General features: G+C 71.4%; 27 protein-coding genes. 23 read left to right on the top strand and 4 right to left on the bottom strand.

Features of this window, described 5'->3' with window-relative positions; all coding sequences use genetic code 11:
- Positions 1–108 precede the first annotated feature (108 nt).
- Positions 109–951 (bottom strand): bifunctional hydroxymethylpyrimidine kinase/phosphomethylpyrimidine kinase, encoded by an 843-nt coding sequence (thiD, locus tag G6R24_RS00365; protein ID WP_391530090.1) that lies wholly within the window; start codon positions 949–951, stop codon positions 109–111.
- Positions 952–1235: 284 nt separating this feature from the next.
- Here thiD and G6R24_RS00360 point away from each other — a divergent pair, with 284 nt between their 5' ends.
- Together G6R24_RS00360 and G6R24_RS00355 are read left to right on the top strand one after the other, a co-directional pair.
- Entirely contained in the window at positions 1236–1469 is a 234-nt protein-coding gene (locus G6R24_RS00360) for an Lrp/AsnC family transcriptional regulator (protein WP_009742309.1), read from the top strand.
- A gap of 257 nt (positions 1470–1726) precedes the next feature.
- The gene (locus G6R24_RS00355) at positions 1727–2182 is read left to right on the top strand and encodes a DUF3515 family protein (RefSeq protein ID WP_225437897.1); all 456 of its coding nucleotides are present in this window, start codon (positions 1727–1729) and stop codon (positions 2180–2182) included.
- Between the two features lie 53 nt (positions 2183–2235).
- On the opposite strand, the gene G6R24_RS00350 is transcribed toward G6R24_RS00355, so the two are convergent.
- A complete protein-coding gene (locus G6R24_RS00350) occupies positions 2236–3342 on the bottom strand; it encodes a D-alanine--D-alanine ligase family protein (RefSeq protein WP_163547070.1) in 1107 nt (368 codons plus the stop codon).
- A 55-nt stretch (positions 3343–3397) separates the two neighbouring features.
- Entirely contained in the window at positions 3398–3586 is a 189-nt protein-coding gene (gene rpmB, locus G6R24_RS00345) for a 50S ribosomal protein L28 (RefSeq protein WP_163547068.1), read from the bottom strand.
- Positions 3587–3927: 341 nt separating this feature from the next.
- Here rpmB and recG point away from each other — a divergent pair, with 341 nt between their 5' ends.
- The 8 genes from recG to mutM all read left to right on the top strand — a co-directional run bounded on the left by recG (position 3928) and on the right by mutM (position 11263).
- A complete protein-coding gene (gene recG / locus G6R24_RS00340; protein WP_163547105.1) occupies positions 3928–6168 on the top strand; it encodes an ATP-dependent DNA helicase RecG in 2241 nt (746 codons plus the stop codon).
- A 10-nt stretch (positions 6169–6178) separates the two neighbouring features.
- Positions 6179–6736, top strand: a complete 558-nt coding sequence (gene rsmD, locus G6R24_RS00335; protein WP_163547066.1) for a 16S rRNA (guanine(966)-N(2))-methyltransferase RsmD — start codon at positions 6179–6181, stop codon at positions 6734–6736.
- Positions 6733–7215, top strand: coding sequence for a pantetheine-phosphate adenylyltransferase (gene coaD, locus G6R24_RS00330; protein WP_163547064.1), 483 nt, complete (start codon positions 6733–6735; stop codon positions 7213–7215). The genes rsmD and coaD overlap by 4 nt, the downstream gene beginning before the upstream one ends.
- Before the next feature lie 220 nt (positions 7216–7435).
- The gene (locus tag G6R24_RS00325; protein ID WP_163547062.1) at positions 7436–8074 is read left to right on the top strand and encodes a YceD family protein; all 639 of its coding nucleotides are present in this window, start codon (positions 7436–7438) and stop codon (positions 8072–8074) included.
- A 57-nt stretch (positions 8075–8131) separates the two neighbouring features.
- Positions 8132–8302 carry a 50S ribosomal protein L32 gene (gene rpmF / locus G6R24_RS00320; RefSeq protein ID WP_163547060.1) on the top strand — a complete coding sequence of 57 codons (171 nt, stop codon included), beginning with the start codon at positions 8132–8134 and terminating at the stop codon, positions 8300–8302.
- A gap of 7 nt (positions 8303–8309) precedes the next feature.
- On the top strand, positions 8310–9446 hold the full coding sequence (locus G6R24_RS00315; protein ID WP_163547058.1) for a phosphate acetyl/acyltransferase: 1137 nt from the start codon (positions 8310–8312) through the stop codon (positions 9444–9446).
- Positions 9443–10357: a ribonuclease III gene (gene rnc / locus G6R24_RS00310; RefSeq protein ID WP_163547056.1), complete on the top strand. Its 915-nt coding sequence runs from the start codon at positions 9443–9445 to the stop codon at positions 10355–10357. Before G6R24_RS00315 ends, rnc begins: the two co-directional genes overlap by 4 nt.
- 18 nt (positions 10358–10375) lie before the next feature.
- Positions 10376–11263 carry a bifunctional DNA-formamidopyrimidine glycosylase/DNA-(apurinic or apyrimidinic site) lyase gene (gene mutM / locus G6R24_RS00305; RefSeq protein ID WP_163547054.1) on the top strand — a complete coding sequence of 296 codons (888 nt, stop codon included), beginning with the start codon at positions 10376–10378 and terminating at the stop codon, positions 11261–11263.
- Between the two features lie 236 nt (positions 11264–11499).
- Here mutM and G6R24_RS00300 read toward each other — a convergent pair whose 3' ends face one another.
- Entirely contained in the window at positions 11500–11775 is a 276-nt protein-coding gene (locus G6R24_RS00300; protein WP_225437895.1) for a hypothetical protein, read from the bottom strand.
- 90 nt (positions 11776–11865) lie between these two features.
- Here G6R24_RS00300 and G6R24_RS00295 point away from each other — a divergent pair, with 90 nt between their 5' ends.
- From G6R24_RS00295 to G6R24_RS00235, 13 genes are all read left to right on the top strand, one after another.
- Entirely contained in the window at positions 11866–12177 is a 312-nt protein-coding gene (locus G6R24_RS00295; RefSeq protein WP_163547052.1) for an acylphosphatase, read from the top strand.
- Positions 12178–12390: 213 nt separating this feature from the next.
- A complete protein-coding gene (locus G6R24_RS00290; RefSeq protein ID WP_163547050.1) occupies positions 12391–12588 on the top strand; it encodes a hypothetical protein in 198 nt (65 codons plus the stop codon).
- A 386-nt stretch (positions 12589–12974) separates the two neighbouring features.
- Positions 12975–16751, top strand: coding sequence for an AAA family ATPase (locus tag G6R24_RS00285; RefSeq protein ID WP_163547048.1), 3777 nt, complete (start codon positions 12975–12977; stop codon positions 16749–16751).
- Positions 16752–16821: 70 nt separating this feature from the next.
- A complete protein-coding gene (gene ftsY / locus G6R24_RS00280) occupies positions 16822–18120 on the top strand; it encodes a signal recognition particle-docking protein FtsY (RefSeq protein ID WP_163547047.1) in 1299 nt (432 codons plus the stop codon).
- A 387-nt stretch (positions 18121–18507) separates the two neighbouring features.
- A complete protein-coding gene (gene ffh / locus G6R24_RS00275; protein ID WP_163547045.1) occupies positions 18508–20106 on the top strand; it encodes a signal recognition particle protein in 1599 nt (532 codons plus the stop codon).
- Positions 20107–20419: 313 nt separating this feature from the next.
- Complete coding sequence (rpsP, locus tag G6R24_RS00270) at positions 20420–20866, top strand: 30S ribosomal protein S16 (RefSeq protein WP_163547043.1); 447 nt, start codon at positions 20420–20422, stop codon at positions 20864–20866.
- Positions 20867–21100, top strand: a complete 234-nt coding sequence (locus tag G6R24_RS00265; RefSeq protein WP_163547041.1) for an RNA-binding protein — start codon at positions 20867–20869, stop codon at positions 21098–21100.
- Positions 21101–21145: 45 nt separating this feature from the next.
- Positions 21146–21706, top strand: coding sequence for a ribosome maturation factor RimM (gene rimM, locus G6R24_RS00260; RefSeq protein WP_163547039.1), 561 nt, complete (start codon positions 21146–21148; stop codon positions 21704–21706).
- A gap of 42 nt (positions 21707–21748) precedes the next feature.
- Complete coding sequence (gene trmD / locus G6R24_RS00255) at positions 21749–22456, top strand: tRNA (guanosine(37)-N1)-methyltransferase TrmD (RefSeq protein WP_163547037.1); 708 nt, start codon at positions 21749–21751, stop codon at positions 22454–22456.
- A gap of 242 nt (positions 22457–22698) precedes the next feature.
- Positions 22699–23055 carry a 50S ribosomal protein L19 gene (gene rplS / locus G6R24_RS00250; protein WP_163547035.1) on the top strand — a complete coding sequence of 119 codons (357 nt, stop codon included), beginning with the start codon at positions 22699–22701 and terminating at the stop codon, positions 23053–23055.
- Between the two features lie 182 nt (positions 23056–23237).
- Positions 23238–24458, top strand: a complete 1221-nt coding sequence (gene lepB, locus G6R24_RS00245) for a signal peptidase I (protein WP_225437893.1) — start codon at positions 23238–23240, stop codon at positions 24456–24458.
- Between the two features lie 11 nt (positions 24459–24469).
- Positions 24470–25192: a ribonuclease HII gene (locus tag G6R24_RS00240; RefSeq protein WP_163547100.1), complete on the top strand. Its 723-nt coding sequence runs from the start codon at positions 24470–24472 to the stop codon at positions 25190–25192.
- A complete protein-coding gene (locus G6R24_RS00235; RefSeq protein WP_163547032.1) occupies positions 25189–25485 on the top strand; it encodes a DUF2469 domain-containing protein in 297 nt (98 codons plus the stop codon). The genes G6R24_RS00240 and G6R24_RS00235 overlap by 4 nt, the downstream gene beginning before the upstream one ends.
- Positions 25486–25546: the final 61 nt, after the last annotated feature.

Below are 25546 nucleotides of genomic sequence, written 5' to 3'. Positions count from 1 at the left end.
CTGCCTCCCCTGGCAAGGGTGCGGATGCGTCAGGTCACGTTGGGCGGGGCGAGGGAAGCGGAGTCCGGATGGCCCGAACCGCCCGCCCGCCACGCCGCGATCGAAAAACTACCCACGGTGACGATAGCCGTGATCCACCGGTCCGATGCCGGCGCCGAGCGGGAACCCGGCCGCGAGCGCGCCGCTGACATAGTCCTTGGCGGCCTGCGCGGCCCGTGCCGGCGGATCGCCGCACGCCAGGCGCGAAGCGATGGCTGACGCGAGGGTACAACCGGTCCCGTGGGTGTGACGGCGATCATAGCGCGGGCCGCGCAGCTCCACGCGCACGGCTCCGTCGGTCAGCAGATCGACGGCATCGCCCGCCAGATGCCCACCCTTGACCAGCACCCAGCGGGGGCCGAGCGCCAGCACGGCCTCGGCGGCGCGCGGCAGGTCGGTCACATCCTCGATGGTGAAGCCGGTGAGCAGTCTGACCTCGTCCACGTTCGGCGTGACGATCGTGGCCCGCGGCAGCAGCCGGTGGCGCACCACATCGACCGCGTCCGGCGCCAACAGCGGGTCACCGTGCTTGGACACCCCCACCGGGTCGACCACCACCGGCGCGTCGATCCGGTCCAGCTCCGCGGCCACCAGATCGACCAGCGCGGCGGACGAGAGCATCCCGGTCTTGACCGCGTCGACGCCGATGTCGTCGACGACGGCGCGGATCTGCCCCCGCACGGCGTCGGTCGGCAGGTCCCACACGCCGTGCACCCCCAGCGAGTTCTGGGCCGTCACCGCCACGATCGCGCTCATACCGTGCACACCGAACGCGAGCATGGTCTTCAGATCAGCCTGGATTCCGGCGCCGCCGCCGGAGTCCGAACCGGCGATCGTCAACACCCTCGGCGGCGCCACCCCAACCTCGGGCTGCGCCCCGCTCGCGCTCGCAGGGCCGACCGGCCGGCTCAACGCAGCCTCGAGAACATCGGATATCCCGCCATTCGTATTCGGTTCACGGCCGCGGGTTCGGCGGCCGCGGTGGTGGCCGTCCTCACAATCGAGTACGGGCCGGGGGAGCTGGGCCGCAGGATTGCCGGCCAGAAGAGGTCCGCGTGGCAGCCGATGTGCGCTGGTCGACCGGGTAGGTGAAATTCCTCGGTCGCAGAACCTCTCATCCGGCCCGTTTGCCTGTTACCTTCTGTCGGCCCGTAGTTCTGCAGGGCGGGCTGTCGACGTCCGACGAGGGAGCGTCTGTGGTCCACGCGTACATCCTTATCCAGACCGAGGTGGGCAAGTCCGCCTCGGTTGCCAAGGAGATCGAGCAGATCCCCGGAGTCACTCAGGCGGAGGACGTGACCGGTCCCTACGACGTCATCGTCCGGGCCGAAGCGCCCACGGTGGACGACCTCGGGAAGATGGTGATGTCGAGGGTGCAGTCGGTCGACGGCATCACCCGCACACTCACCTGCCCGGTCGTCCACTTCTGAACATCGTCTCGGGTCGTCCCGCACCACCGCGGGCCGGCCGTCCACTGACCCGGTCCGGTGTCGCGCCAGGCCGGGTCGGCCATGCCGCCTGGGCGGCTGGACGTTCGGCCCGGGCGGCCAGCCATCCCGTACGGATGGTCGGACGTCCCGGGTGGGCGGCCAGCCGTCGCGCGCGGCGGATCGGTCGTGCCTGGCGGGGTGCTGGTCGTCCCGGGTGGGGCGGTGGTCGTCCCGGCCGGGGCCGGGGTGGCCGGGTCGTGGTCGGGGTCGTGGTCGTCCTGCTGGGCGCGGCCTGTGGCGGTCCCGGTCCGGTCCGGTTGACCAACGTCCCGGTGCCGGCGGCTTCGCTGGGAGCGGCCTGCGAGGCCCTGGTGCGGGCGCTGCCGTCATCGCTGGGTGCCCACCTGGATCGGCGCACGCTGAAGCCGGCACAGGCCACCGCGGTCGCCTACGGGCGTGGTCCCGCGGTGCTCACCTGTGGCGCGGCCGGGGTACCGGCGAGCTACCGGCCCGACGCGACGCTGTCCTTCGTCGACGACGTCGGCTGGTTCAGCGAACGGATCGGCGACGGTCTGCGGTTCTCGACGCCGACCCGTTCCCCGCACGTGGTGCTCTCCCTGCCCGCGACCACCCTGGCCGAGGTCCAGCCCTTCGACGTCCTCGTCACGGTCGGCGCCGCGGTCCGGGCGCACACCAGGGCCACCACGGCCTGACCCTGCCCCACCCCGGCCACCCGGGCGGAGCCGGTTCGAGAGGCCGTGCGGCCTCAGCGCAGGCCGGCGCCGGCGCCGAGGGCCGAGCGCACCAGCCGGTCGACCAATGCCGGGAAATCGAGGCCGCTGGCCGCCCACATGCGGGGGAACATCGACGTCGGGGTGAAACCGGGAATGGTGTTCACCTCGTTCACCACCACTTTGTTCTGGGGAGTGAGGAACACGTCGACCCGGGCGAGTCCGGCGCAGTCCAGGGCTTCGAAGGCCCGCACCGCCACGGCCTGGACCTCCTCGAGGATGTCCGGGGAAAGCACGGCGGGAACGTCGAACCGGGTGCGGTCAGTCACGTACTTCGCGTCGAAGTCGTAGAAACCGGTCGGGGAGTCAACGCTGATCTCAGCGGGCAGGCTCGCCTGCGCACCGGGCGCGTCGACACGGCCGAGGACACCGCACTCGATCTCCCGGCCGACGATGCCCGCCTCGATGAGCACCTTGGGATCGTGGGTGCGTGCCGTCTTGACGGCGGTGTCGAGGTCCGCCCAGGCGTCCACCCGGCTGATGCCGATGCTCGAGCCACCGCGCGCGGGTTTCACGAACACCGGCAGGCCCAGCCGCTGCCGATCGGTCTCGGTGAGGCTCTCGCCGGCACGCAGCACGACATACGGCCCGACCGGGAGACCGGCGGCCGCGAGCTGCGCCTTCATGTGTTCCTTGTCCATGGCCGCGGCGCTGGCGAACACCCCGGAGCCCACATAGGGGACCCCGGCCAGTTCGAACAGGCCCTGCACCGTGCCGTCCTCCCCGAACGGGCCGTGCAGGACGGGGAAGATCACGTCGATGTCGGCGAGTTCGCCCAGGGGGGCGTCCGTGGGATCGCGCGGGACGAGCCGGGGCGCGGTCGGGTCGGCGGTGAGGACCACCTGGCGACCGGCGGCGGCGCGCACGGCGGGCAGCTGCTCACCGTCCGCCCGCAGGACGTCGGCATCGGTCGCGAACACGATCCAGCGGCCATCCACATCGATGCCGATCGGGACCACGTCATAGCCGTGGCGGTCGAGCGCACGCACCACGCCACCGGCCGACACACAGGAGATCGCGTGTTCGGTGCTACGGCCACCGAAAACAACGGCAATACGGATCCGGCCCCGGGTTCCTGGCATGCGGGGACCCTAGCGGATCGGGGTGCCTGACCGGGCGGCCAGCCAGGCGGGAACCTCAGCCGCGGGTGACCTTGCCGGCCTTGATGCAGGAGGTGCAGACGTTCATCCGCCGCCGGGTACCGCCGACGATGCCCCGGACCGTCTGGATGTTCGGGTTCCAGCGACGGCGAGTGCGTCGGTGGGAGTGAGAGACCGACATGCCGAAGCCCGGTCCCTTGCCGCAGACGTCGCACACCGAAGACACGAGAAACACTCCGTCGAAATAGTCGCAGGCCCGGGGTCGAACTCCGGGATATCGGGCGGTCGGAACCGCGATCGTACTCATCCCAGTGGCCTGACGGCATGATCGGGAGAACGCGCACAGCGGAAACCGGTCCGAGCCTACCTCAGCCGCCGGGCTACCGGCCGACGCGATCCCCGCGGATGCGGCCGAGCCGGCCGCGCGGTGCCGGCCGGGCGGCCTCGTGGCGCTGGCCGGGCGGCACCGTCCGGCGGTCCCGGGGAACCGCGCGCCCCGTGGTCCCGGACGGACGGTCGGGGTGTGCGGGCACGGTTCTGTCGGTGCCGCAGTGCAGTATCGGAGGTGTGGTCGACCTTGACACTCCGTTGAAGACGCTGTTGGGGGCCCGTGCTGCCACCCTGCTGGCCGACGGGCTCGAGCTGCGGTCGGTGGGTGACCTGTTGGATCACCTCCCGCGCCGCTACCACGAGCGGGGTGAACTCACCGATCTCGCCGATCTGGTCGTCGGCGAGTCCGCCACCGTGGCCGCGCGGGTGGAGAAGATCGAGCGTCGACCGATCCGCTCCGGGCGGTCGATGCTGCGGGTCACCGTGACCGACGGCCGGCAGCTGTTGACGTTGACGTTCTTCAACCAGACCTGGCGCGAACGGGATCTTCGCCGTGGCGTGACAGCGCTGTTCGCCGGCAAGGTGGAGGAGTACCGCGGTCGGGTCCAGCTGACCAATCCCGAGGTGCACCTGCTCGAGGCCGACCCCGGCGAACTCGGCGGGAGCGGTGCGGGTGGCGGGGGCGCCGCGGGCGCGGCGCAGGTGGATGTCCTGGCTGGCGCGCAGGGCCGGGACGGGACGGGCGACGGGGCCGGCGCGGAGTTCGTGAACGCGCTGGTGCCGATCTATCCGGCGGCGGCGAAGGTGCCGAGCTGGACGGTGGCCCGATGCGTGCGCCTGGCCCTGGACTCGCTCGACCCCGTCACCGACCCCCTGCCGGCGGATCTGCGTCACCGTCGCCGGCTGCCGGGTCTGCTCGAGGCGTATCGCAAGGTGCACCAGCCGGCGAACCGCGGCGACGTGCGCCTCGGGCGCACCCGGCTGAGCTGGGACGAGGCGCTGGTGCTGCAGGTCGCCCTCGCCCGGCGTCGCCGCGAGGTGGAGGCGCTGGCGACGGTGGCGCGACCCGGCCGTCCGGATGGTCTGCTGGCCGCCTTCGAGGCCAGCCTGCCCTTCGACCTGACCGCCGGGCAGCGCGCGGTCGGCGAGGCCATCACCGCGGATCTGGGCCGTCCGGTGCCGATGCACCGACTGCTGCAGGGCGAGGTCGGCTCGGGCAAGACGGTCGTGGCGCTGCGGGCGATGCTCGCCGTCGTCGACTCCGGCGGGCAGGCGGTGCTGTTGGCGCCGACCGAGACGCTGGCCGCCCAGCACGAGCGCAGCCTGCGCGAGATGCTCGGTGACCTGGCACGGGCCGGGGAGCTCGACGGTGCCGAGCGGGCCACCCGGATCACTCTTGTCACCGGGTCGCTGGGCGCGCGGGCACGCCGTGAGGCGCTCACCGCGATCGCGGACGGGTCGGCAGGTCTCGTGGTCGGCACCCACGCCCTGTTGCAGGAGGACGTCCAGTTCGCCGATCTGGGCCTGGTCATCGTGGATGAGCAGCACCGTTTCGGGGTCGAGCAGCGCGACGCCCTGCGCGCCCGGGGCCGTCGGCCGCCGCACCTGCTCGTGATGACCGCGACGCCCATCCCGCGGACCGTCGCGATGACGGTCTTCGGCGACCTCGAGGTGTCGGAGCTCACCGAACTGCCCAGCGGCCGCTCACCGGTGGCCACCTTCGTCGTCCCGGCGATGGTGACTTCGTGGACCGACCGGATGTGGGGGCGCATCCGGGACGAGGTGGCCGCCGGCCGGCAGGCCTATGTGGTGTGCCCCCGGATCGGTGGCGCCGGTCCCGAGGACGGCGCCGACACCGAGGATCGACCGACCGCGACCGTGACCGAGGTGCTCCCGCAGCTCGTCGGCGGTGAACTCGCCGGCCTGCGGGTGGAATGCCTGCACGGCCGTCTGCCGTCGGCTCAGCGGGAGACGGTGATGAACCGGTTCGCGGCCGGCGAGCTGGACGTCCTGGTGGCGACCACGGTCATCGAGGTGGGGGTGAATGTGCAGAACGCGACCGTGATGGTGGTGCTGGACGCCGACCGGTTCGGGGTCTCCCAGCTGCACCAGCTGCGCGGGCGGGTCGGCCGCGGCGAAGCGGCCGGCTGGTGTCTGCTGCACACCGCGGCGGACCAGGACACCCCGGCCTGGCAGCGGCTCAGCGCGGTGGCCGCCACCACCGACGGCGCCGAACTGGCCCGTCTCGACCTCGTCCAGCGCCGGGAGGGCGATGTGCTCGGAGCCGCGCAGTCCGGTGGTCGCCGATCGCTGCGTCTGCTCGCGTTGCTGCGCGACGAGAAACTCATCCGGGAGGCCCGGACAGAAGCGTTCCAGCTGGTGGACGCGGACCCGGCCCTGACCGACCATCCCGCTCTGCGCCGCCTGCTCGCGACCGTGCTCGACGAGGAGAGCGCGGCTTTTCTGGAGAAGGGATGACAGCGTTCCGATGACTCGGATCATCGGCGGTACGGCCGGTGGACGGCAGATTATCGTGCCGCCCGGAAAATCGACCCGCCCAACATCCGACCGAGCCCGTGAAGGTCTGTTCAACACGCTCGCGACCTGTGTCGATCTCGCCGGGGCTCGCATTGCCGACCTTTACGCGGGTTCTGGTGCGGTCGGCTTGGAGGCGCTGTCCCGGGGGGCATCCCATGCCCTGCTGGTCGAGCGGGATGCCGGCGCGATCCGGACCTTGCGCCGCAACGTCGAGGCTTTGGGTCTTTGCGGCGCGGAGATCTGCCAGTCACCGGTGTCGCGTGTGGTGCAGAACACTCCGGGGAAGCCCTACGAGGTGATATTCCTCGATCCGCCCTACGCGCTGGGCGATCCTGAGCTCGGCGAGGTGCTGCAACAACTACGCGACGGCGCCTGGCTGGCCGCGGGCGGTGTCTGTGTGGTCGAGCGGTCGCACCGGTCGGCGCCGGTGGTCTGGCCGGATGGTCTGTGTGCGCTCCGTGAACGGAGGTACGGAGAGGGTGTCCTCTGGTACGGTACACGATCATGAGAAGGGCAGTCTGTCCCGGTTCATTTGATCCGATCACCAACGGCCATCTCGACGTCGTCATCCGGGCTAGCCGGCTCTTCGACGAGGTCGTTGTCGCAGTTTTGATCAACAAGAACAAGGCCACTCTGTTCACCGTGGAAGAGCGGATCGATCTCATCCGCGAAGCACTGCGCGATCATCCGTCCGCGCCGGACAACGTGATCGTGGACTCGTCCCAGGGGCTGGTTGTCGATTTCTGCCGGTCCCGGGGAATCCAGTCGATAGTCAAGGGCCTGCGGGCGGTCAGCGACTTCGACTACGAGCTGCAGATGGCGCAGATGAACAATTCTCTGGCCGGCGTCGAGACGCTGTTCATGAGCACGAATCCACAATATGCATTTCTGTCGTCGAGCCTGGTGAAGGAAGTCGCCCGCTACGGCGGCGACGTCTCGGGTCTCGTGCCCGACGTCGTGCTCAAGCAGCTGCGGGATCGGGCGTAGCGCCCCCGGCCGTCCTCAGGCTCCCGTCGGCGCGTGCTCCCGTGCGTCCGTGCGTGCTGGTCGGTGGGCGCCTTGGTCGTTGGACGGCGCGATCGGATAGGCTGGGGACAGTCGTCGTCTGGCCCCTATCGCCGGCCTTCGCCGTACGACCCCGCATCCATGCTGAACCCACCCCGGTGGGCTTCCTGAGCCGGACCTAGACGTGAACGCGACTGCCGCCATGAGTGGATCCCACCCCCGCCGCCGGACCCCCCGGGGCCCGCTTGTGCTTGACACCAGGGAGCTGGGCCGGCGGCCCGGTTCGCTGCTGCGTGTCCAGACCCGGGTGGAGGTTCCGGCGGGCCTGGGCACCGAGATGATCTGGATCGCCTCGGGCGCGCCAGCGGAGCTGGACCTGCGTCTCGAGTCGGTGATCGAAGGTGTCCTGGTCAGCGGGACGGTGATCGCGCCGTTGACGGGGGAGTGCGCGCGCTGCCTCGATCCGGTGTCCGACACCGTGACGGTCGAGCTCCTCGAGCTGTTCTACTACGCTGACCGCGCGGTGGAGGCCGGCGAGGACGAGGACGAGGACGAGGACGAGCGAGTCCTCGTCGACGACCGGGCTGATCTTGAACCCGCGCTGCGCGACGCGCTCGTGGTCGACCTGCCGTTGTCCCCGGTCTGCCAGCCGGACTGCGCGGGCCTGTGCGTCGACTGCGGCGTCCGCCTGGACGACGTGGGGTCCGACCACACCCACGACAGCGCCGACCCCCGGTGGGCGGCGCTGTCCGGCCTAGCGCGGGACACCTCGACCGGGCCCGATCCCGCGATCGACACCCCTGGTCGGGGAGCCGATCGCGGTGACGACGTTCGACCCTGACACGCTCGCCATCCCGGCGAGATCGTCACACCCCTGAAGTACGAAGGAGAGGGCACAGTGGCCGTCCCGAAGCGGCGCACGTCGCGCAGCAACACCCGTTCCCGCCGTTCGCAGTGGAAGGCCAAGGTGCCGACACTGTCGAAGTGCTCGCGCGGGCACACGGTCCGTCCGCACACGGTGTGCACCACCTGCGGTCGCTACAACGATCGTCAGGTGCTGGACGTCTGAGTTCGGTGTGACCCGGATCGCCCTGGACCTGCTGGGAGAGGGGCGGCCGACCGCCGACCTCCTCGAGGCCCTGCCGATCGCTCTGGACGCCGATCCGCACCTGACACTGATCCTGGTGACCGGTGCGGACGGTGTGGCGGACGACCTCGCCCGGCTCGGGATCACTCCCGGGGCCCGGGTGCAGGTCCGTCCCGCCGCCCGGAGCGTGCCGTCGGGTCCCGAGGCCGTGCGCGTCGTGCGTGCCCGGCGGGACTGCGGCGTGCGCGTCGCGGCCCGCCTCGTGCGGGACGGGCAGGCGGACGCCCTGGTGTCCGTCGCACCCGTCGAAGCGGTCGTGGCCGCGGCCCAGTTCACCTACGGGCTGCTGCCCGGGGCGACCCGGGCGGTGCTGGCCGCGGATGTCGGGTGCGCACCCGACGGCGATGCCGTCCATCGTGGTGTGGTTTCGCTGTGCGATGCCGGTGCGGCGGCGGGTGCGACATCCGACGAACTGGTTCAGGCCGCACTGCTCGCCGCCGTCCACGCGCGGGTGCGAGGTGTGTCCGGACGACCGAAGGTCGGGCTGCTCTCGCCCGGCCCCGCGCTGGCCGACCCCGTGCACGACGCCGTGGCCACACAGCTTCGCGCTCTGGACGTGGACTTCGTCGGGCCATGGATGGCCGGTCGCGTGCTGACCGCCGCCGGGCTCAGCGGCCAGCACGGTGGCCAGCTCGGCGGCCAACCGGGCCAACCGGGCGGCGATGTCGCCCGAACGGCCCAGGTGTCCGCGCCGCCCCGGGTGACCGACGAGGGCAGGATCGATGTCGTTGTCGCCGAGGGCCGCGCCGGGGCCATGCTTCTTTCGGTAGTCCGGGCCCTGCGGCCCGCGGCGGCGAGCTTGCGCCGAGGTCCCGAGGGGGAGCCGGCGAGGATGACACATGAGGACCATGACGTGCTGGGAGGAACGATCGTGCTGGGGGTTGACGCTGTCGTGACCCACGCCGGTCGGTCCGGAGGAGGATCCGTGGATGCCGCTGGCAGCGCACTGGTGACGGCGGTGCAGACCGCCTCGCTCGCGGTGCGTGGTGACCTGGTCGACCGCACCCGGGCCGCGATGGCGGCGCTGGTCTCGCGGCGTCGTGCGCTGGCCGGGATGCCCGGATGACCCGCCACCTGCCGCCGCCGCCCCCGCGCGGCGACCTGATCAAGGTGCTGGACTCGGCGATCGACACCGAGCTGCTCGACCGCGCCCTGACGCACCGCTCCTACGCCTACGAGAAGGGCGGCCTGCCCACCAACGAGCGCCTCGAGTTCCTCGGCGACGCGGTGTTGGGCCTCGTGGTCACCACGGCCCTGTTCGTGCGTCATCCCGACCTGGCCGAGGGACAGCTGGCCAAGCAGCGCGCCTCCGTGGTGAACATGCGGGCGCTGGCGGACGTCGCGAGGACCATCGGGCCGATCGGGCTCGGGCCGTATCTGCTGCTCGGCCGCGGCGAGGAGACCACGGGCGGACGGGACAAGGCGAGCATCCTCGCCGACACCCTCGAGGCGATCATCGGTGCCGTCTACCTGTCCGGTGGGCTCGAGGTCGCCTCCCGCTTCGTCCACCGGCTCTTCGATCCGCTGCTGGACGAGGCCGCCGGCCGTGGTGCGGGTCTCGACTGGAAGACGTCCCTGCAGGAACAGACCGCGCTGCTCTCGCTCGGCCCGCCGGAGTACACCGTCGACCAGGACGGCCCCGATCACGCGAAGCGGTTCACCGCCTACGCCCGGATCGCCGGCGAGTCGCTGGGCGAAGGCGAAGGCGGCAGCAAGAAGGAAGCGGAGCAGCGTGCCGCCGAGGCGGCCTTCGCGGTACTGGAAGGTCGGGTGGCAGCGGCGGCGAAGCTGGCGCAGGAGGCGAAGGCGGCCGCCACCGGTGTGGCCGCCACCAACGGTTCCGGGCCCGGTTCCGCCGGCCGGCACGATCGTGCCGCGACCGCGACCTCGCCTGTGACCCCGACCCCGACCCCGACCTCGACCTCGACCGCTGCCCCGACCTCGACTTCTGGCGTCGGCGAGTCGTCCGGCGCCTGAGCACGCGGATGGTGGATCATGCCTGAGCTGCCCGAGGTGGAGGTGGTCCGGCGCGGTCTGGAGCGCGGCGTCGTCGGCCGGGTCATCGCCGACGTGGACGTCCACCATCCTCGGGCCATCCGCCGGCACACCCTCGGAGCCGAGGACTTCCGGGCCGCACTGATCGGCCAGCGGATCATGGCCGCGCGTCGCCGGGGCAAGTTCCTGTGGCTGGCCCTGCGGGCGCCGACGCCGTCCGCCGACGCGCCGGCGTCAGGGGACGCGCTGCTCGCCCATCTGGGGATGAGCGGACAGTTGCTGGTGGTGCCATCGAACAGTCCGGACCAGACACATCTGCGTGTCCGGTTTACCTTCGCCGATGGTGGTCGTGAGCTCCGCTTCGTCGACCAGCGGACCTTCGGTGGTCTCGCGGTGGCCGTCGGCGGTGCCGAGCTGCCCGCGCCGGTCACCCACATCGCGCTCGACGCCCTCGACCCTGTCTTCGACCTGGATCAGGCCATCCGGCGCCTGCGCGCGCGACGTACCGGCCTGAAGCGGGCCCTGCTCGACCAGACACTGGTCAGCGGCATCGGGAACATCTACGCGGACGAGGCGCTGTGGGCGGCGCGGCTGCACTACGCCCGCCCGACCGAGACGATGACCCGGGAGCAGGCGCACCGCGTGCTGACCGCCGCCACCACGGTGATGTCGGCCGCGCTGGACGCGGGGGGTACCTCCTTTGACCGCCTGTACGTGTCGGTCGAGGGTGTCAGCGGTCTGTTCGAGCGATCGCTGCAGGTCTACGGGCGAGCGGGGGAGTCGTGCGCGCGTTGCGGGGGCACGATCCGCCGCGATGCCTTCATGAACCGCTCCAGCTTCACGTGCCCGACCTGCCAGCCTCCACCCCGCCACCCACGGTGGCAGTAGGGGATCGAGCTTGCCGTCGCCGCGGCGGGAGAATCCCGGGGCGGACCGTCAGGCGGATCAGAGTCTCGCCGCGGTCTGTGCCGGCTGCGCTCGCCGCGAGCCCGTAGCTCCGCGGCAGTGGGGTCGGCGCCGGATACCGGGCCGGTGAGCGAGCCGATCTTGGGTGTGGCGGCCGGCTGGCTGGTAGGGTCACACCCGCGATCGGCTCGCGGACGTAATGGTCGGAAGGTGGCGGATCAGGCCTTGCCACCGGGCAGGTTCGGAACAGCGGTCTGGGTCGGGCCGGCGGTCCGCGGCAGGGTGTAACCAGGGCCTATGATCGCTTTCTGGTTGTCGACCGGCGCTGGTGTGACGTGCCGGTCGCCGTTCGCGCTCGGGCTGGGTACGGGCAGAGCGCCGCCGTCCTGGTGGAAGTTCTGTCCGCAGCCGCTCAGTGCGAGGGCGGCTCCGGCGGCCAGGGCGATCAGTGCCGCGGAGGTCGACCTGCGGTGCGCGCGCGGGCGGGCGCGCACCGGGTCCGCAGACCGCCGCGGCGCGCTCGGCCGGCCTGCCATGTCTGAGAATGATGAGGTGTCCATGATGGCCAGTACCCTACCTCGCTGATGACCGACGAACGCCTGGAGTCAGTGGCAGGTGGCCCGACGGTGGTCCGCTTCACCGCCCGCGTATGTGGCCGCGTGCAGGGGGTCGGATTTCGCGACTATGTGCGTACTCGCGCTCGCAGACTCGGCTTGGTGGGTTCCGCGACGAATGTGTCCGATGGCACGGTCGAGGTGATTGCGGAAGGCGCGGTCGCGGCGTGTCAGGAGCTGGCGCGTCTGCTGGTGACCGATCATACTCCGGGCCGCACTGATCGGGTCGAACTTCTGTGGCGGAGCGCACAGGGCAATCTGGTCGGCTTTCGCCGCACGTGACGGCTTGTGGACGCTGCGCTGGTCATCATGTCGCCAGCATGACGACCGGGATTTGCGTGTTCACCGGATCGGTCAGCTGGGCATGTGGCATGCTCTTGACTTTCGACCCTCCGGCGTGGGACTCTGGAGCCATTGTTGGGGGCGCACTTTGATCTTTTTGGGTCTGGTGTTGTCCAACGCCCACTAGGTCACTCATCGTGGAGGACCATCACTATGGCGAAGGCCCTTTTCGGCCACGTCGGATCCGGCAACGATCTGCGCCTCTCTTATGAGGTGCGCCGGCTTCGCGCCCGGGTTGCGGAGCTTGAGGCGGAACTGGCTCGAGTACGCGACGTCAACGAGGCTCTGGTTGGTGGTGTCGACGTGCCGGAAGATGTCCGGGCGCTCGACGCGGAGCCGGCCTACAGCTGATCTGGCGGGGAGTCGGTTGCCGGGGGCAGGTTCCGGCGACTCCCAGTAGGTACCGAGTACCACCGATTCTCAATGTTCAGCGAACTACTATCTCGGCATTCCTCACTCTATGTGTTTATTCGGTTTCCGGGTGAGCGCGGGCTGGTGAGGGTGCCGGGCTTGTGATCTCGAGTGGCGGTCCCGTGTGCAGCGGCGCACGGATGGATCACATGACCAGCACCGCCCACATGCGGGTGTGAGACCGATCCGTCGGCGTAGGGGTATGGGCGGAGTGTAGCGTTTCGGCTACGCTCCGCTGCTCGTTAGGATGTCCATGTCCTGGCCGGCTGCCCAGAGAGATCTGTCGCCAGTCCGGCGCGTCCTCCTCACCGCTGCTCCGGAGTCCGGTGCATCTCAAGAGCCTCACCCTGCGGGGTTTCAAGTCCTTCGCCAGCTCGACAGCGCTGCATCTCGAGCCGGGAATCACCTGTGTGGTCGGGCCGAACGGCTCCGGTAAGAGCAACGTCGTCGATGCCATCGCCTGGGTCCTGGGCGAACAGGGCGCGAAGGCGTTGCGCGGCGGTGCCATGTCGGACGTCATTTTCGCGGGTACCCCCGCTCGCCCCGCTCTTGGCCGGGCCGAGGTCCTTCTGACGATCGACAATTCCGATGGTGCGCTGCCAATCGAGTACACCGAGGTCACTGTCGGTCGCATCCTCTTCCGTAGCGGTGAGAGCGAATACACGATCAACGGCACGACCTGCCGGCTGCTCGACATCCAGGAGCTCATGAGCGATTCCGGAATCGGGCGTGAGTTGCACGTGATCGTCGGCCAGGGGCAGCTGGACGCGGTACTGCAGGCCCGGCCGGAAGATCGTCGAGCCTTCGTGGAGGAGGCCGCCGGTGTCCTGAAACATCGCAAGCGCAAGGAAAAGGCGCTGCGCAAGCTCGAGGCGATGTCGGCGAACCTCACCCGGCTGACCGACCTCTCCGCCGAGCTACGCCGCCAACTCGGCCCGCTCGGGCGTCAGGCGGAGATCGCCCGTAAGGCCGGAGCGATCCAGGCCGCCCTGCGCGACGCGCGGCTGCGCCTGCTCGCCGATGATCTGAGCATCGCCCGCTCCACCCTGTCCGTCGACGCCGCCGACGAGGACGCGCTGCGCCGCCGCCTGGCCGAGACCCAGACCCGGCATCGGGACGCCGTCACCGGCGAGGAACGACTACAGGCCGCTCTGGCCGCCGCCGTCCCACGGGCCGCCGCCGCGCAGGAGACCTGGTACGCGCTGGTCTCCCTGCGGGAGCGGCTGCTTGGCACCCGATCGCTTGCCACCGAACGGGTCCGGCTGCTGCGCGCGGGCGGCGACGATCTGGCCGGCCGGCGCGATCCCGAGGAGCTGGAGCAGGAGGCCACCGCCGTTCGGGAGCAGGAGATGGTCCTGACCGAACGCCTGGAACTCGACCGTGAGCGCCTCGAGGAGGTGGTCACCCGACGGGCCGAGCTGGAGGCGACCCTCGCCCACGAGGAGCGGGAACTGATCGCGGCGGCCCGGGCGGCGTCGTCTCGCCGAGAGGAGATCGCCCGGCTGGCGGGCCAGGTCGAGGCGGCCAGATCGCGAGCCAGCGCGGCCGAGAACGAGATCACCCAGGCGACCGAGGCTGTCCGGGCCGCCCAGGAGCGCGATGCCGAGACGACCCGCTCCCACACCGATCTCGAGGTCGAACTCGAGCAGATGGACGGCGCCCGCGACGAACTCGCCGAGGCCCACACCGCGGCTGTCGCCGTCCACAGCACCGCCAACGAGCGACTGGAGACGCTGCGGACCGAAGAACGCTCCGCGGAGCGGGACCGGGCGTCCTGGGCCGCGCGCCGGGACGCGCTGCGGCTGTCGCTGGCCCCCGCCGACGGGGCGGCTGCCCTGCTCGAGGCGGCCAGCCGGGCCCAGCAGGGCGCCGGGGACGATCAGGACGTGCGATCCGACCCGGGTACGGCCGCGATCGCGGCGCCCACCGAGGCGGATCGCCCCGGTGGGCGCTCCGCCCGGCACGGGGACCGCGCCCAGCGATCCGCGGTCGGCGGGACCGGGGCGGCGACCGAAGCCGGCCCACCGCCGCCGCTTGACCCGGCGTTCACGGCCCTCGGACGGCTGTCGGCCGTACTGCGGGTGCGACCCGGCGCCGAGGTCGCAGTGTCCGCCGCGCTTGGACCCGCCGCGGACGCGTTGCTGGTGGCGGCGGCGGGCGACGTGCGCCTGGCCTTCGCCTGGCTGCGTGCGGCCGACGCCGGCCGCGCCACCCTGGTCAGCGCGGCCGCGGCGACCAGCGACACCGCCAGCGACACCGCCAGCGACACCGCCAGCGACACCGTCGGCGTCGGCGGGACGCTTCCGTCCGGTTGCGTGCCGCTTGTCGACCTGGTCGAGATCGTCGATGAACGGTTCTCGGTTCCGGTGCGGGCCCTGCTGGCCGGCACCGTTCTGGTCGAGGACCTGCCGAGCGCGGGCGCGGTCTTCGAGAGCCGTCCGCGGCTTCGGGTGGTCACCCGCCAGGGCGATCTGCTGGGTCCGGCCGTCTCGGTCGGCGGCAGCGCCCATCCACCCAGCGCGATCGAACTGACCGCCGCGGCGCAGGAGGCGCAGGCCGGGGTGGACGAGTCGACCCGCCGCGCCGAACTCGCCCATGAGGCGCTGGAACCGGCCCGGATGGAGGTCAGCCGAACCCGGGCGGCGATCGACGCCGCCTCCGCGGCGCTGCACAGCGCCGACGCGCGGTCCCGTGCCTTCCGCGAGCAGATGGCGAAACTCGAACGGGCCAGGGGTAACGCCGGCACCGAGGTGGTCCGCCTGGAGCAGGTCCGCACCCGCGCCGAGAGCACCCGGGACCGGACCTACGGCGCGCTGCACGAACTGGAGGCGGCCCTGGCGGCCGTCTCGGCCCGTCCGGAGGTGGACGAACGACCCTCCGCGGAGCGTGACCGGTTGGTGGCCGCCACCTCGGCGGTACGGGCGGCCGAGGTCGAGGCCCGGCTGGCGGTGCGGACCAGCGAGGAACGTGCGCGGGCGCTGCAGGGTCGGGCCGAGGGCCTGATCCGGGCGGCGGCGGGGGAGCGGGCCGCCCGGGCCGCCGCGGCCCGCCGCCGGGAGGTGCGTGATCGGCAGGCCGCTGTGGCCGCCGCCCTGGGCGACGCGGCGGGGTACACCCTGGACCGGCTCGACCTGTCCCTGGCCCGCGCGGCGACGGAACGCGAACAGGCCGACGCCCTGCGCCGCACCACCGAGGCGGATCTCGCCACGGCCCGGGAGCTCGGCCGCATACTCGCCGCCGCGCTCGCCGCGCTGCAGGACAACGCCCACCGCGAGGAGCTGGCCCGCGCCGAGAGGCGACTGCGGGTGGAGACGCTCGAGGCGAAGGCGATGGAGGATTTCGGGATCACCGCCGACGACCTCGTCGCCGAGTTCGGACCAGACCAGCTGGTACCGCCGGACGAGGTTCCCGGCGACCCACCGGGTGCGGCCGTCCCCTACGTCCGTGCGGAGCAGGCCGCCCGGGCCGCCACCGCGGACAAGCAGCTGGCCCGCCTCGGCCGGGTGAACCCGCTGGCCCTGGAGGAGTTCGCCGCGTTGCAGGAACGCGCGGCCTTCCTCAGCACCCAGCTGGAGGACATCCGATCCACCCGTCGGGACCTGCTGCAGGTGGTCGAGGAGGTCGATCTCCGCGTGCGGGAGGTGTTCGAGGCCGCGTTCGCGGACACGGCTCGGGAGTTCGAGATCGTCTTCGCCACGCTGTTTCCCGGTGGGGAGGGCCGACTGATCCTCACCCAGCCGGACGACATGCTGACCACCGGCATCGAGGTGGAGGCGCGCCCGCCGGGAAAGAAGGTGAAACGGCTGTCCCTGCTGTCCGGCGGCGAACGGTCGTTGATCGCGCTCGCCCTGCTGCTGGCGATCTTTCGGGCGCGTCCGTCGCCGTTCTACGTGCTCGACGAGGTCGAGGCCGCGCTCGACGACCGCAACCTCGGCCGGCTGCTGGAAGCCCTCGAAGGGCTGCGGCAGAAGTCCCAGCTCATCATCATCACGCACCAGAAACGCACGATGGAGATCGCCGACGCACTGTACGGCGTGGCGATGCGTGGCGACGGTGTGACCACGGTGATCAGTCAGCGGTTGCGGGAGCGAGCCACGGTCTGAGGCCACCCGGGCGGGTGTCCCACCCGGGTGAGCGTGCCGGGTCGGTCCGCGGATCTGTCAGGATCGGGGTGTGGAGCTCCTCATCCTGATCGTCGTTCTCGCCGTCGTCGTGGTGGCCACCGCGGGGCTCGCGGTGGGCAGCGCGGTGCGCAGGCGCCCCCGTCGGCGGCCGGAGGTGACCGGTTCCGGACCGGACCTTCTGACGCGACCGGGAGCCGATTCCGCCGACCTGACGCTGACCGGGCCGGACACGGGGGCACCGACGTCCGCCACCGCGTCCCCCGAGGCCGGTGCCGGTGTCGATGTCGCGCAGCCCGCGGCGGCCGGTTCCCCGCCGTCCGCTGATCTGCTCTCCGGTGGTTCGGGCGGTGGCGCGGCGACGACGGCCGAGCCGGCCACGCCGGTGGGCCCGCCCCGGCAGCGTCCCCCGACGGACGTGCCGGAGCCGGCCGCGGGTCGCCTGGTCCGGCTGCGACTGCGGCTGTCCCGGTCGCAGAACGCGCTGGGCCGTGGCCTGCTGTCGCTGCTGTCCGGCGACCGGCTGGACGAGGAGACCTGGGAGGACGTCGAGGCGACGCTACTGGGTGCGGACGTCGGCGTGGCGGCGACCACCGAACTGGTGGCGGCCCTGCGCGAACGGACCAGGGTGCTGGGTGCCGGCACACCGGCGCAGGCCCGCCAGATGCTGCGCGACGAACTGCTGGCCCAGGTCGGCACGAGCATGGACCGCACCCTGCTCACGGCGGTGCCCGACCGGCCGGCCGTGGTGCTGGTGGTGGGGGTCAACGGCACCGGCAAGACGACCACCTGCGGCAAGATCGCCCGTCTGCTGGTGGCGGACGGGCGATCGGTGGTCCTCGGCGCCGCCGACACCTTCCGGGCCGCGGCGGCGGACCAGTTGCAGACCTGGGGTGAACGGGTCGGCGCGCAGACCGTGCGTGGGGCCGAGGGCGGCGACCCGGCGTCGGTCGCCTTCGACGCGGTCCGTACCGGCATCACCTCGGGGGCCGACACGGTCCTGATTGACACCGCCGGCCGGCTGCACACCAAGGCCGGCCTGATGGACGAGCTCACCAAGATCAAACGAGTGGTCGGCAAGCAGGGTCCGGTCGACGAGGTACTGCTCGTGCTGGACGCCACCACCGGGCAGAACGCGGTCGTGCAGGCCCGGGTCTTCACCGAGGCGGTGGATCTCACCGGGGTCGTGCTGACCAAGCTGGACGGCACCGCCAAGGGCGGCATCGTCATCGCGGTGCAGCGCGAACTCGGGGTGCCGGTGAAGCTGATCGGCCTGGGCGAGGGCCCGGACGACCTGGCGCCGTTCGAGCCCGAGGCGTTCGTGGACGCCCTGCTCGGCGACCCCGCCTGAACCCGGCCGACCAGGCCACCCGCGGGGACCACAAAGTGGCGTGGGTCAAGGACTTCCCGTCGCCGTCGATGTGATCTACGCTTCATCGCGGAGTGCAGTCGGGAGGCTTCCCGACGCGTCGCGACAGGCGTCCCCGGCGCGGTACGGGCCGGGGGGTCAGCGTCCGGCGAGGCGACTCGCCGTCCTCAGCGCAGAGGGCGGATCCGGCCGGTGCCGACCAGGTCGGGGTCCGTGCGGGTGTGCCTCGCCGGGTCGCGCGCGTCCCGCGGCGACCGGGCGTCCGCGGCGGCGGTGTCCGCGACGGGTGATCGGCCGCGGGTGTGTTGTCCTCGTCGTCGGGTGCGTACGCTGGTGCCTGCGGTCCGCCTGCGATCTCGGAGTGTGCGCGTGTTCGACACCCTTTCCAGCCGCCTCGACAAGGTTTTCACGTCGCTGCGTGGTCGGGGTCGCCTGACCGATGCGGACATCGACGCGACCGCCCGCGAGATCAGAATCGCCCTGCTCGAGGCCGACGTCGCCCTGCCCGTGGTGCGCTCCTTCGTGGCGGCGGTCAAGGAGCGGGCGCGCGGGTCCGAGGTCAGCACGTCGCTGAACCCCTCCCAGCAGGTCATCAAGGTCGTCAACGAGGAGCTCGTCGCGATCCTCGGCGGCGGGACGACGACGCTGCGCTTCGCCAAGACCCCCCCGACGGTCATTCTGCTGGCCGGTCTCCAGGGCACCGGTAAGACGACCCTGGCCGGCAAGCTCGGCCGCTGGCTCAAGGACCAGGGGCACAGCCCGCTGCTGGTCGCGGCCGACCTGCAGCGACCGAACGCGGTCAACCAGCTGCAGGTGGTCGGCTCCCGGGCCGGGGTGGAGGTCTACGCCCCCGAGCCCGGCAACGGCGTCGGCGACCCCGTCCGGGTCGCCCGGGACGCCCTCGCGCACGCCCGCCGACACGTGTTCGACGTGGTCGTCGTCGACACGGCCGGCCGGCTCGGTGTCGACGAGGAGCTGATGCGCCAGGCCGCCGACATCCGCGACGCGGTCTCCCCGGACGAGATCCTCTTCGTGCTCGATGCCATGATCGGCCAGGACGCGGTCGCGACGGCCAGCGCGTTCGCCGACGGGGTCGGGTTCACCGGTGTGGTGCTCACCAAGCTCGACGGGGACGCCCGCGGTGGCGCGGCGCTGTCGGTCGCCCAGGTGACGGGCCGTCCGATCATGTTCGCCTCCACCGGTGAGGCGCTGGACGACTTCGACGTCTTCCACCCGGAGCGGATGGCGTCGCGCATCCTCGGCATGGGTGACGTCCTCACCCTGATCGAGCAGGCCGAAAAGGCCTTCGAGGTCGAACAGGCCGAGGCGATGGCGGCCAAGATGGCCGCCTCGGAGTTCACCCTCGAGGACTTCCTCGACCAGATGCTCGCCGTACGCAAGATGGGTCCGATCGGCAACCTGCTCGGCATGCTCCCCGGAATGGGGCAGATGAAGGAGCAGCTCGCGCAGGTCGACGACCGTGACGTCGACCGGGTGGTGGCCATCATCCGGTCGATGACACCGGCCGAGCGCCAGGATCCCCGCATTCTGCAGGCGTCGCGCAAGGCCCGGGTGGCCCGTGGTTCCGGGGTGACGGTGACCGAGGTCAACCAGCTGCTCGACCGGTTCGCCGAGGCCCGCAAGATGATGCGCCAGATGGCCGGGGGCATGGGCCTGCCCGGGGCGCTGGGGGGCCGGGGCAAGGCCTCGGCACGCAAGGCGCCCAAGAAGGGCAAGGGGGCCAACCGCAAGGGCAACCCGGCGGCGCGCGCGGCCGAGGCCACCAAGGCGCAGAACCCGAAGGCGACCCCGGCCGACCCGTTCGCCCCGGGCGCCGCGCTGCCCGGCGGCCTGCCGGACGGCATGCCGGATCTCGCAGCCCTCATGCGAGGACAGGGCGGGCTCGGCGGGCCGGGTGGTGGACCGGGTGGACCGGCGCCGCGAGGTTCGCGTCGCGGCGGTCGCTGACCAGCCCGGGTGGCATCCGTGACGGTGCCCCGGGTCGGGTGCCGCGATGCTGGTGGCACCCGACCCGCACGAGGTCTGGCAGACTGTAAGCTCTAGTGCAGGCCCTGCCTACCAGCGTCGGTGTGGCTGCCCCGGAAGAACCCTGAGTGGATGACCCTGCGTGGATGATCCTTGGTCCACCCGCAGAGTTTCCCCGCGTAGGGTGACGTCGTCCGAGTGGCCGTTCCGGCGCTGGTGCTCTCCCCGCCGCCGATTTCTCCGCACCCACGTGGGGCCCGGCGGTCACCGATACGTCTGGAGTCGTACGACCACCGTGGCAACCAAGATCAAATTGCAGCGCCTCGGCAAGATGCGCGAGCCGCACTACCGCATCGTCGTCGCCGACGCCCGCACCAAGCGGGACGGTCGGGTCATCGAGGCCATCGGGCAGTACCACCCCAAGTCCGACCCGAGCATCATCAAGGTCGACGCCGACCGGGTCGGGCACTGGCTGTCGGTCGGTGCCCAGCCCACCGAGCCGGTCGTGGCCATCCTCAAGGTCACTGGTGACTGGCAGAAGTTCAAGGGCCTGCCGGCACCGCCGCCGATGCTGGTCGCCGCGCCCAAGCCCGACAAGCGTGAGGTCTTCCAGGCCGCCGCCCGGGCCGCCGCCGGTGCCGAGGACCGTCCGGCGACCACTCCGAAGAAGGCGAAGAAGGCCGCGCCGGCGGAAGGTGCCGAGGCTCCGGCCGCAGATGCGTCGACGGCCGCGGGGCAGTAGGTGCTGGAAGCTGCCCTCGAGCATCTCGTGCGCGGCATCGTCGAGCATCCCGACGATGTCCGCGTGGACCTCAACAACGGCCGCCGTGGCCGCACTCTTGAGGTCAGGGTGCATCCGGATGACCTCGGCAAGGTCATCGGTCGGCGCGGGCGGACCGCCCGCGCCCTGCGCACCGTCATGGGCGGTGTCGGTGGTCGCGGGCTGCGGATCGACGTCGTCGATGTGGACCGCTAGCCGTCGTCCGCGCAGCGTCCCCCGTCCTGTCATCGGCGCCGGCTGATGGCCGGCGTCGACGACCCGATCGTCGTCGGACGGGTCGGTAGACCGCACGGCGTGCGCGGCGAGGTCACGATCGAGGTTCGCACGGACCTGCCGCAGCGCCGGTTCACGGTCGGTGCGGTCCTCGGGCGTGCGGGCGGCGGCGCGGCCCTCACCGTCACCGACGCCCGGTGGCACTCGGGCCGTCTGCTGCTGTGCTTCGAGGGCATCGGCGATCGTTTCGCGGCCGAGACCTTGCGCAACGTACTGCTCACCATCGACGCCTCCGACGCCGGATCGCCGGCCGACGACGACGATGCCGCCGGTGGGGCCGACGGCGATCCCGCTGATCTCTGGTGGGATCGCGACCTGGTCGGCCTCGCGGCCGTGACGACCACCGACGCGCCGCTCGGGCGGGTCACCGACATCATCCACTCCCCGGCGGGAGACCTGCTCGCCATCGCACGCCCAGGCGGCGGCGAACATCTCGTCCCGTTCGTTCGAGAGATCGTCCCGACGGTGGATCCGGTGGCCGGGCGCATCGTGGTCGACCCGCCGCCGGGCCTGTTGGAGCTCGACTGATCCGGGCTGGCGGGCCAGTCCACGTCCCAGCGGAGCCTCGTGATGCGTGCCGATGTGGTCACCATCTTTCCCGACTACCTGCAGCCGTTGCGGCTGTCGCTGGTAGGGCGGGCCCAGCAACGCGGGACGCTCGACGTGCGGGCGCACGACCTGCGCACCTGGACCAGCGATCTGCATCGCACCGTCGATGACGCCCCCTACGGGGGTGGGCCGGGGATGGTCATGCGCCCAGAACCCTGGGACGCCGCGCTGACCGAGATCTCCGCTGCCGTCCCCGGGTCCCGGCCGCGCGTCGTCGTCCCGACCCCGGCCGGGATGCCCTTCACCCAGCGCAAGGCCGAGGAGCTGGCGCGGGAGCCATGGCTGGTGTTCTGCTGCGGTCGCTACGAGGGCATCGACTCCCGGGTGGTCGAGGCCTGGGCCGACGACGAGATCTCCATCGGGGACTACGTGCTCGCCGGCGGTGAGGTGGCGACCCTGGTCATCCTGGAAGCGGTGGCTCGGCTGCTGCCCGGCGTGCTCGGCAACAGCGCGTCGGCGGCCGAGGACTCGTTCTCCGACGGGCTGCTCGAGGCGCCGGTGTACACCCGGCCGCAGGTCTGGCGGGGCATGGAGGTTCCCGCCGTGCTGCGTTCGGGCGATCACGGCGCGGTGGCCCGCTGGCGGCGGGAGCAGTCACTCACGCGTACCGGCCAGCGCCGCCCGGACCTGCTGGCCGAGGCCACCCGGACCGATCGCGAAGCCGACTGATCTCGTCACGAAGCGCGACCACTCTGGGTCGCACGGTCGGGTCACCCGCGCGTGTGGCACAGTAGAATGCAGTGTCCGCCGGTTCGTGGCCGGCTCGGTGACCCCTGCTTGGTCGCTCCCCGCGGGATGCCCGCGGTGGCGTAGGTCGACGTGTGGTCCGGGTCGGGCTCGAACACGGATCGTTCGCTGCGGCCATCGGCCGCCGGGCGATCCACCCCCACTTTCTTCAGGAAGCGACTGCCATGCACACCCTGGACAGCCTCGACGCCGAGTCGCTGAGGACCGACGTGCCCGAGTTCTGGCCGGGCGACACCCTCAAGGTTCACGTGCGGGTGGTCGAAGGAAACCGTCAGCGCATCCAGGTGTTCCAGGGTGCCGTCATCCGCCGCCAGGGCGGTGGCGTGCGGGAGACCTTCACCGTGCGCAAGGTGAGCTTCGGCGTCGGGGTGGAGCGCACCTTCCCGGTGCACAGCCCGATCGTCTCCAAGGTCGAGATCGTGTCGCGCGGTGACGTGCGGCGCGCCAAGCTCTACTACCTTCGTCAGCTGCGCGGCAAGGCCGCGAAGATCAAGGAGAAGCGCGAGCCGATCGCGCGCTGAGGATCTCGGTCCTCCGTGTCCCGCCTGGGTCCTGGTTGGCGACTTGCCGGCACTCCGTCCGCGTGTTGACCTCGTTTCTGGACCAAGATGGGAGTCACGGTCCGCAACGTCGTCGCGAGGGCGGCTGTTGGCACGTCGGCCGGTCCGATGAGCTCTGACGGCTGAACCAGCGAGGTGGCGGAGTGAACGCAGCGATCCCGGGTGGTCACCGTCCACATTCACATGCGGACGGTGATGAGTCGAACGCCGACGGTTGGGCGGGTGCGGACCCGCTCGCGGCCGAACGGCCGTCGCCATCAGCCGCTCGGCGCGACCCGGAGCAGAGCGCGCCCGCCTGGGGCGCGGCCGCGCCCCCACACCCGAGCGGTGCGCTGTCCGCCACCGACGACGCCGGGGCTGGCCCAGGTGGGCGTCCCCCCGCGGGCGGCCCGGATGCGGGCGGCTCGGACGCGGGCGACAGGGGTACGACCGACGCGGGTACGACCGACGCGGATCGACGCCCTGGCTCCGACCCGCGTGGCTCCGGTCCGCGTGGGCGTGGCTCGTTCCTGCGCGAGCTGCCGGTTCTGGTCTTGGTGGCCTTCCTGCTGGCGCTGCTCATCAAGGCGCTGCTGGTCCAGGCCTTCTGGATCCCGTCCGAGTCCATGGAACGGACGTTGCTGATCAACGACCGCGTCCTGGTGAACAAGGTGGTGTACCACTTCCGCGACGTCCATCGGGGCGAGGTGGTGGTCTTCAATGGCAAGGGCACCGGATTCGACCATCAGGAGTCGATCGTTCCCAAGCCGACGAACGTCGTCAGTCGCCTGGTTCGGGACGTACAGCGCCTGCTTGGCCTCGGCGCCCCGAGCGAGACGGACTTCATCAAACGGGTCATCGGCGTGGGTGGGGACACGGTCGCCTGCTGCGACGCGGAGGGCCGGGTGACGGTCAACGGCCATCCCCTCGACGAGTCCTACGTCTACGAGAACGACTACCAGCGTTTCGGCCCGGTGAAGGTGCCCGACGGCTACCTGTGGGTGATGGGTGACCATCGCGGCGCGTCCTCGGACGCCCGGCAGAACGGACCCGTCCCGCAGAGCAAGGTCGTCGGACGGGCGTTCGTGCGGGTCTGGCCTCTGAACCGGTTCGGTTTCCTGGGTGTCCCCGGCACGTTCAGCGGCATCCCCGCCGCGGCGACGTCATCGTCCTCGCGCGTCACGCCGCGGCCGACCGCGCCCAGCCCGGCCGCCCTGGGGCCGGCCGCCGGTTCGGCCGGCCCGGCGGATCCGTCCGGCTCGGAGCCGATCTCGGCCGACGGGCCGACGCTGGTGGCGCTGTCCATCGGTGTGGCGCCGGCATGGCGCTCGCGGCGGCGTTGGGACCAGGCGGCCCAGGTCGCAGGTCGGGGCCGGGACGGGTGACGCTGTTGTCCATGACACCGCGGCGGGCCACGGTGCGCCGTGACGCGGGCCTGTTCGGCTATGAACGCGCCTTGGCGCGCCGTGGGCTGGGCCCGGTGGCGGGCGTCGACGAAGCCGGGCGGGGTGCCTGTGCCGGCCCGCTGGTCGTGGCCGCCGTGGTGCTGCCGGCGGACGGCGGACGGCGACTGGGACGGCTGGCGGATTCGAAACTGCTGACCGAGGCGGTGCGGGAGCGGCTGTTCGACGACATCATGCTCGCAGCGGTCTCCTGGGCCGCGATCGTGATCTCCGCGGCCGAGATCGACCAGGTCGGTGTGCACACGGCGAACATCACCGGCATGCGCCGTGCGGTGGCGCGCCTGGACCAGCGGCCCGGTTATGTCCTTACCGACGGGTTTCCGGTCGCCGGCTTCGGCACGGAGTCGTTGGCGGTGGTGAAGGGGGATCGGGTCGCCGCGTGTGTCGCGGCGGCCTCGATCGTGGCGAAGGTGACGAGGGACCGGATCATGCGGGCGTTGCACACGCGTTATGCCGAGTACGATTTCGCGCAACACAAGGGATACGTCACCGCGGCCCACACGGCGGCGCTGGCGCGGTACGGGCCGTGTGACGAGCATCGGAAGTCGTACGTGAACGTGGCTGCGCACGCGACACCGACGGGGGACGCCCGATCTTCGCGCCTGGAGGACACGGTGCTTGCGACCAGCCTGCCCGGCGTCACGGAGTACGCATGAGCGCGGAAGATCTCGAAAAGTACGAGACCGAGATGGAGCTTCAGCTCTATCGCGAGTATCGCGATGTCGTCGGCCTGTTCTCGTACGTCATCGAGACGGAGCGTCGGTTCTACCTCGCGAACGAATACCAGATCGAGATCAGGAACAGCGGGGACGGAGAGGTCTTCTTCGAGCTGACCCTGCGTGACGCCTGGGTCTGGGACATGTTCCGTCCAGCCCGATTCGTGAAGAATGTTCGAGTTGTGACGTTCAAGGACATCAACGTCGAGGAGCTGACCAAGGCGGAGCTCTGAACCGTCCGCTCCCCATGCTCGTCCCGCGGATGCTCGCCCCTGTCTGATCTGGCCCTGTGGA

Source organism: Candidatus Frankia nodulisporulans (assembly GCF_902806475.1).
GTDB classification, from domain to species: domain Bacteria; phylum Actinomycetota; class Actinomycetes; order Frankiales; family Frankiaceae; genus Frankia; species Frankia umida.
The sequence above is the reverse complement of the archived record's forward strand: the minus strand, read 5'-3'. Positions and strand labels throughout refer to the sequence as shown.

What these genes read in the sequence shown, in the direction of transcription:
- rplS (WP_163547035.1), top strand. Translation starts at nt 22,699, where the DNA reads ATGCACACCCTGGACAGCCTCGACGCCGAGTCGCTGAGGACCGACGTG.
- mutM (WP_163547054.1), top strand. Translation starts at nt 10,376, where the DNA reads ATGCCTGAGCTGCCCGAGGTGGAGGTGGTCCGGCGCGGTCTGGAGCGC.
- G6R24_RS00240 (WP_163547100.1), top strand. Translation starts at nt 24,470, where the DNA reads ATGACACCGCGGCGGGCCACGGTGCGCCGTGACGCGGGCCTGTTCGGC.
- G6R24_RS00295 (WP_163547052.1), top strand. Translation starts at nt 11,866, where the DNA reads ATGACCGACGAACGCCTGGAGTCAGTGGCAGGTGGCCCGACGGTGGTC.
- coaD (WP_163547064.1), top strand. Translation starts at nt 6,733, where the DNA reads ATGAGAAGGGCAGTCTGTCCCGGTTCATTTGATCCGATCACCAACGGC.
- rimM (WP_163547039.1), top strand. Translation starts at nt 21,146, where the DNA reads ATGGCCGGCGTCGACGACCCGATCGTCGTCGGACGGGTCGGTAGACCG.
- G6R24_RS00325 (WP_163547062.1), top strand. Translation starts at nt 7,436, where the DNA reads ATGAGTGGATCCCACCCCCGCCGCCGGACCCCCCGGGGCCCGCTTGTG.
- rnc (WP_163547056.1), top strand. Translation starts at nt 9,443, where the DNA reads ATGACCCGCCACCTGCCGCCGCCGCCCCCGCGCGGCGACCTGATCAAG.
- G6R24_RS00290 (WP_163547050.1), top strand. Translation starts at nt 12,391, where the DNA reads ATGGCGAAGGCCCTTTTCGGCCACGTCGGATCCGGCAACGATCTGCGC.
- trmD (WP_163547037.1), top strand. Translation starts at nt 21,749, where the DNA reads ATGCGTGCCGATGTGGTCACCATCTTTCCCGACTACCTGCAGCCGTTG.
- rsmD (WP_163547066.1), top strand. Translation starts at nt 6,179, where the DNA reads ATGACTCGGATCATCGGCGGTACGGCCGGTGGACGGCAGATTATCGTG.
- G6R24_RS00350 (WP_163547070.1), bottom strand. Translation starts at nt 3,342, where the DNA reads ATGCCAGGAACCCGGGGCCGGATCCGTATTGCCGTTGTTTTCGGTGGC.
- G6R24_RS00235 (WP_163547032.1), top strand. Translation starts at nt 25,189, where the DNA reads ATGAGCGCGGAAGATCTCGAAAAGTACGAGACCGAGATGGAGCTTCAG.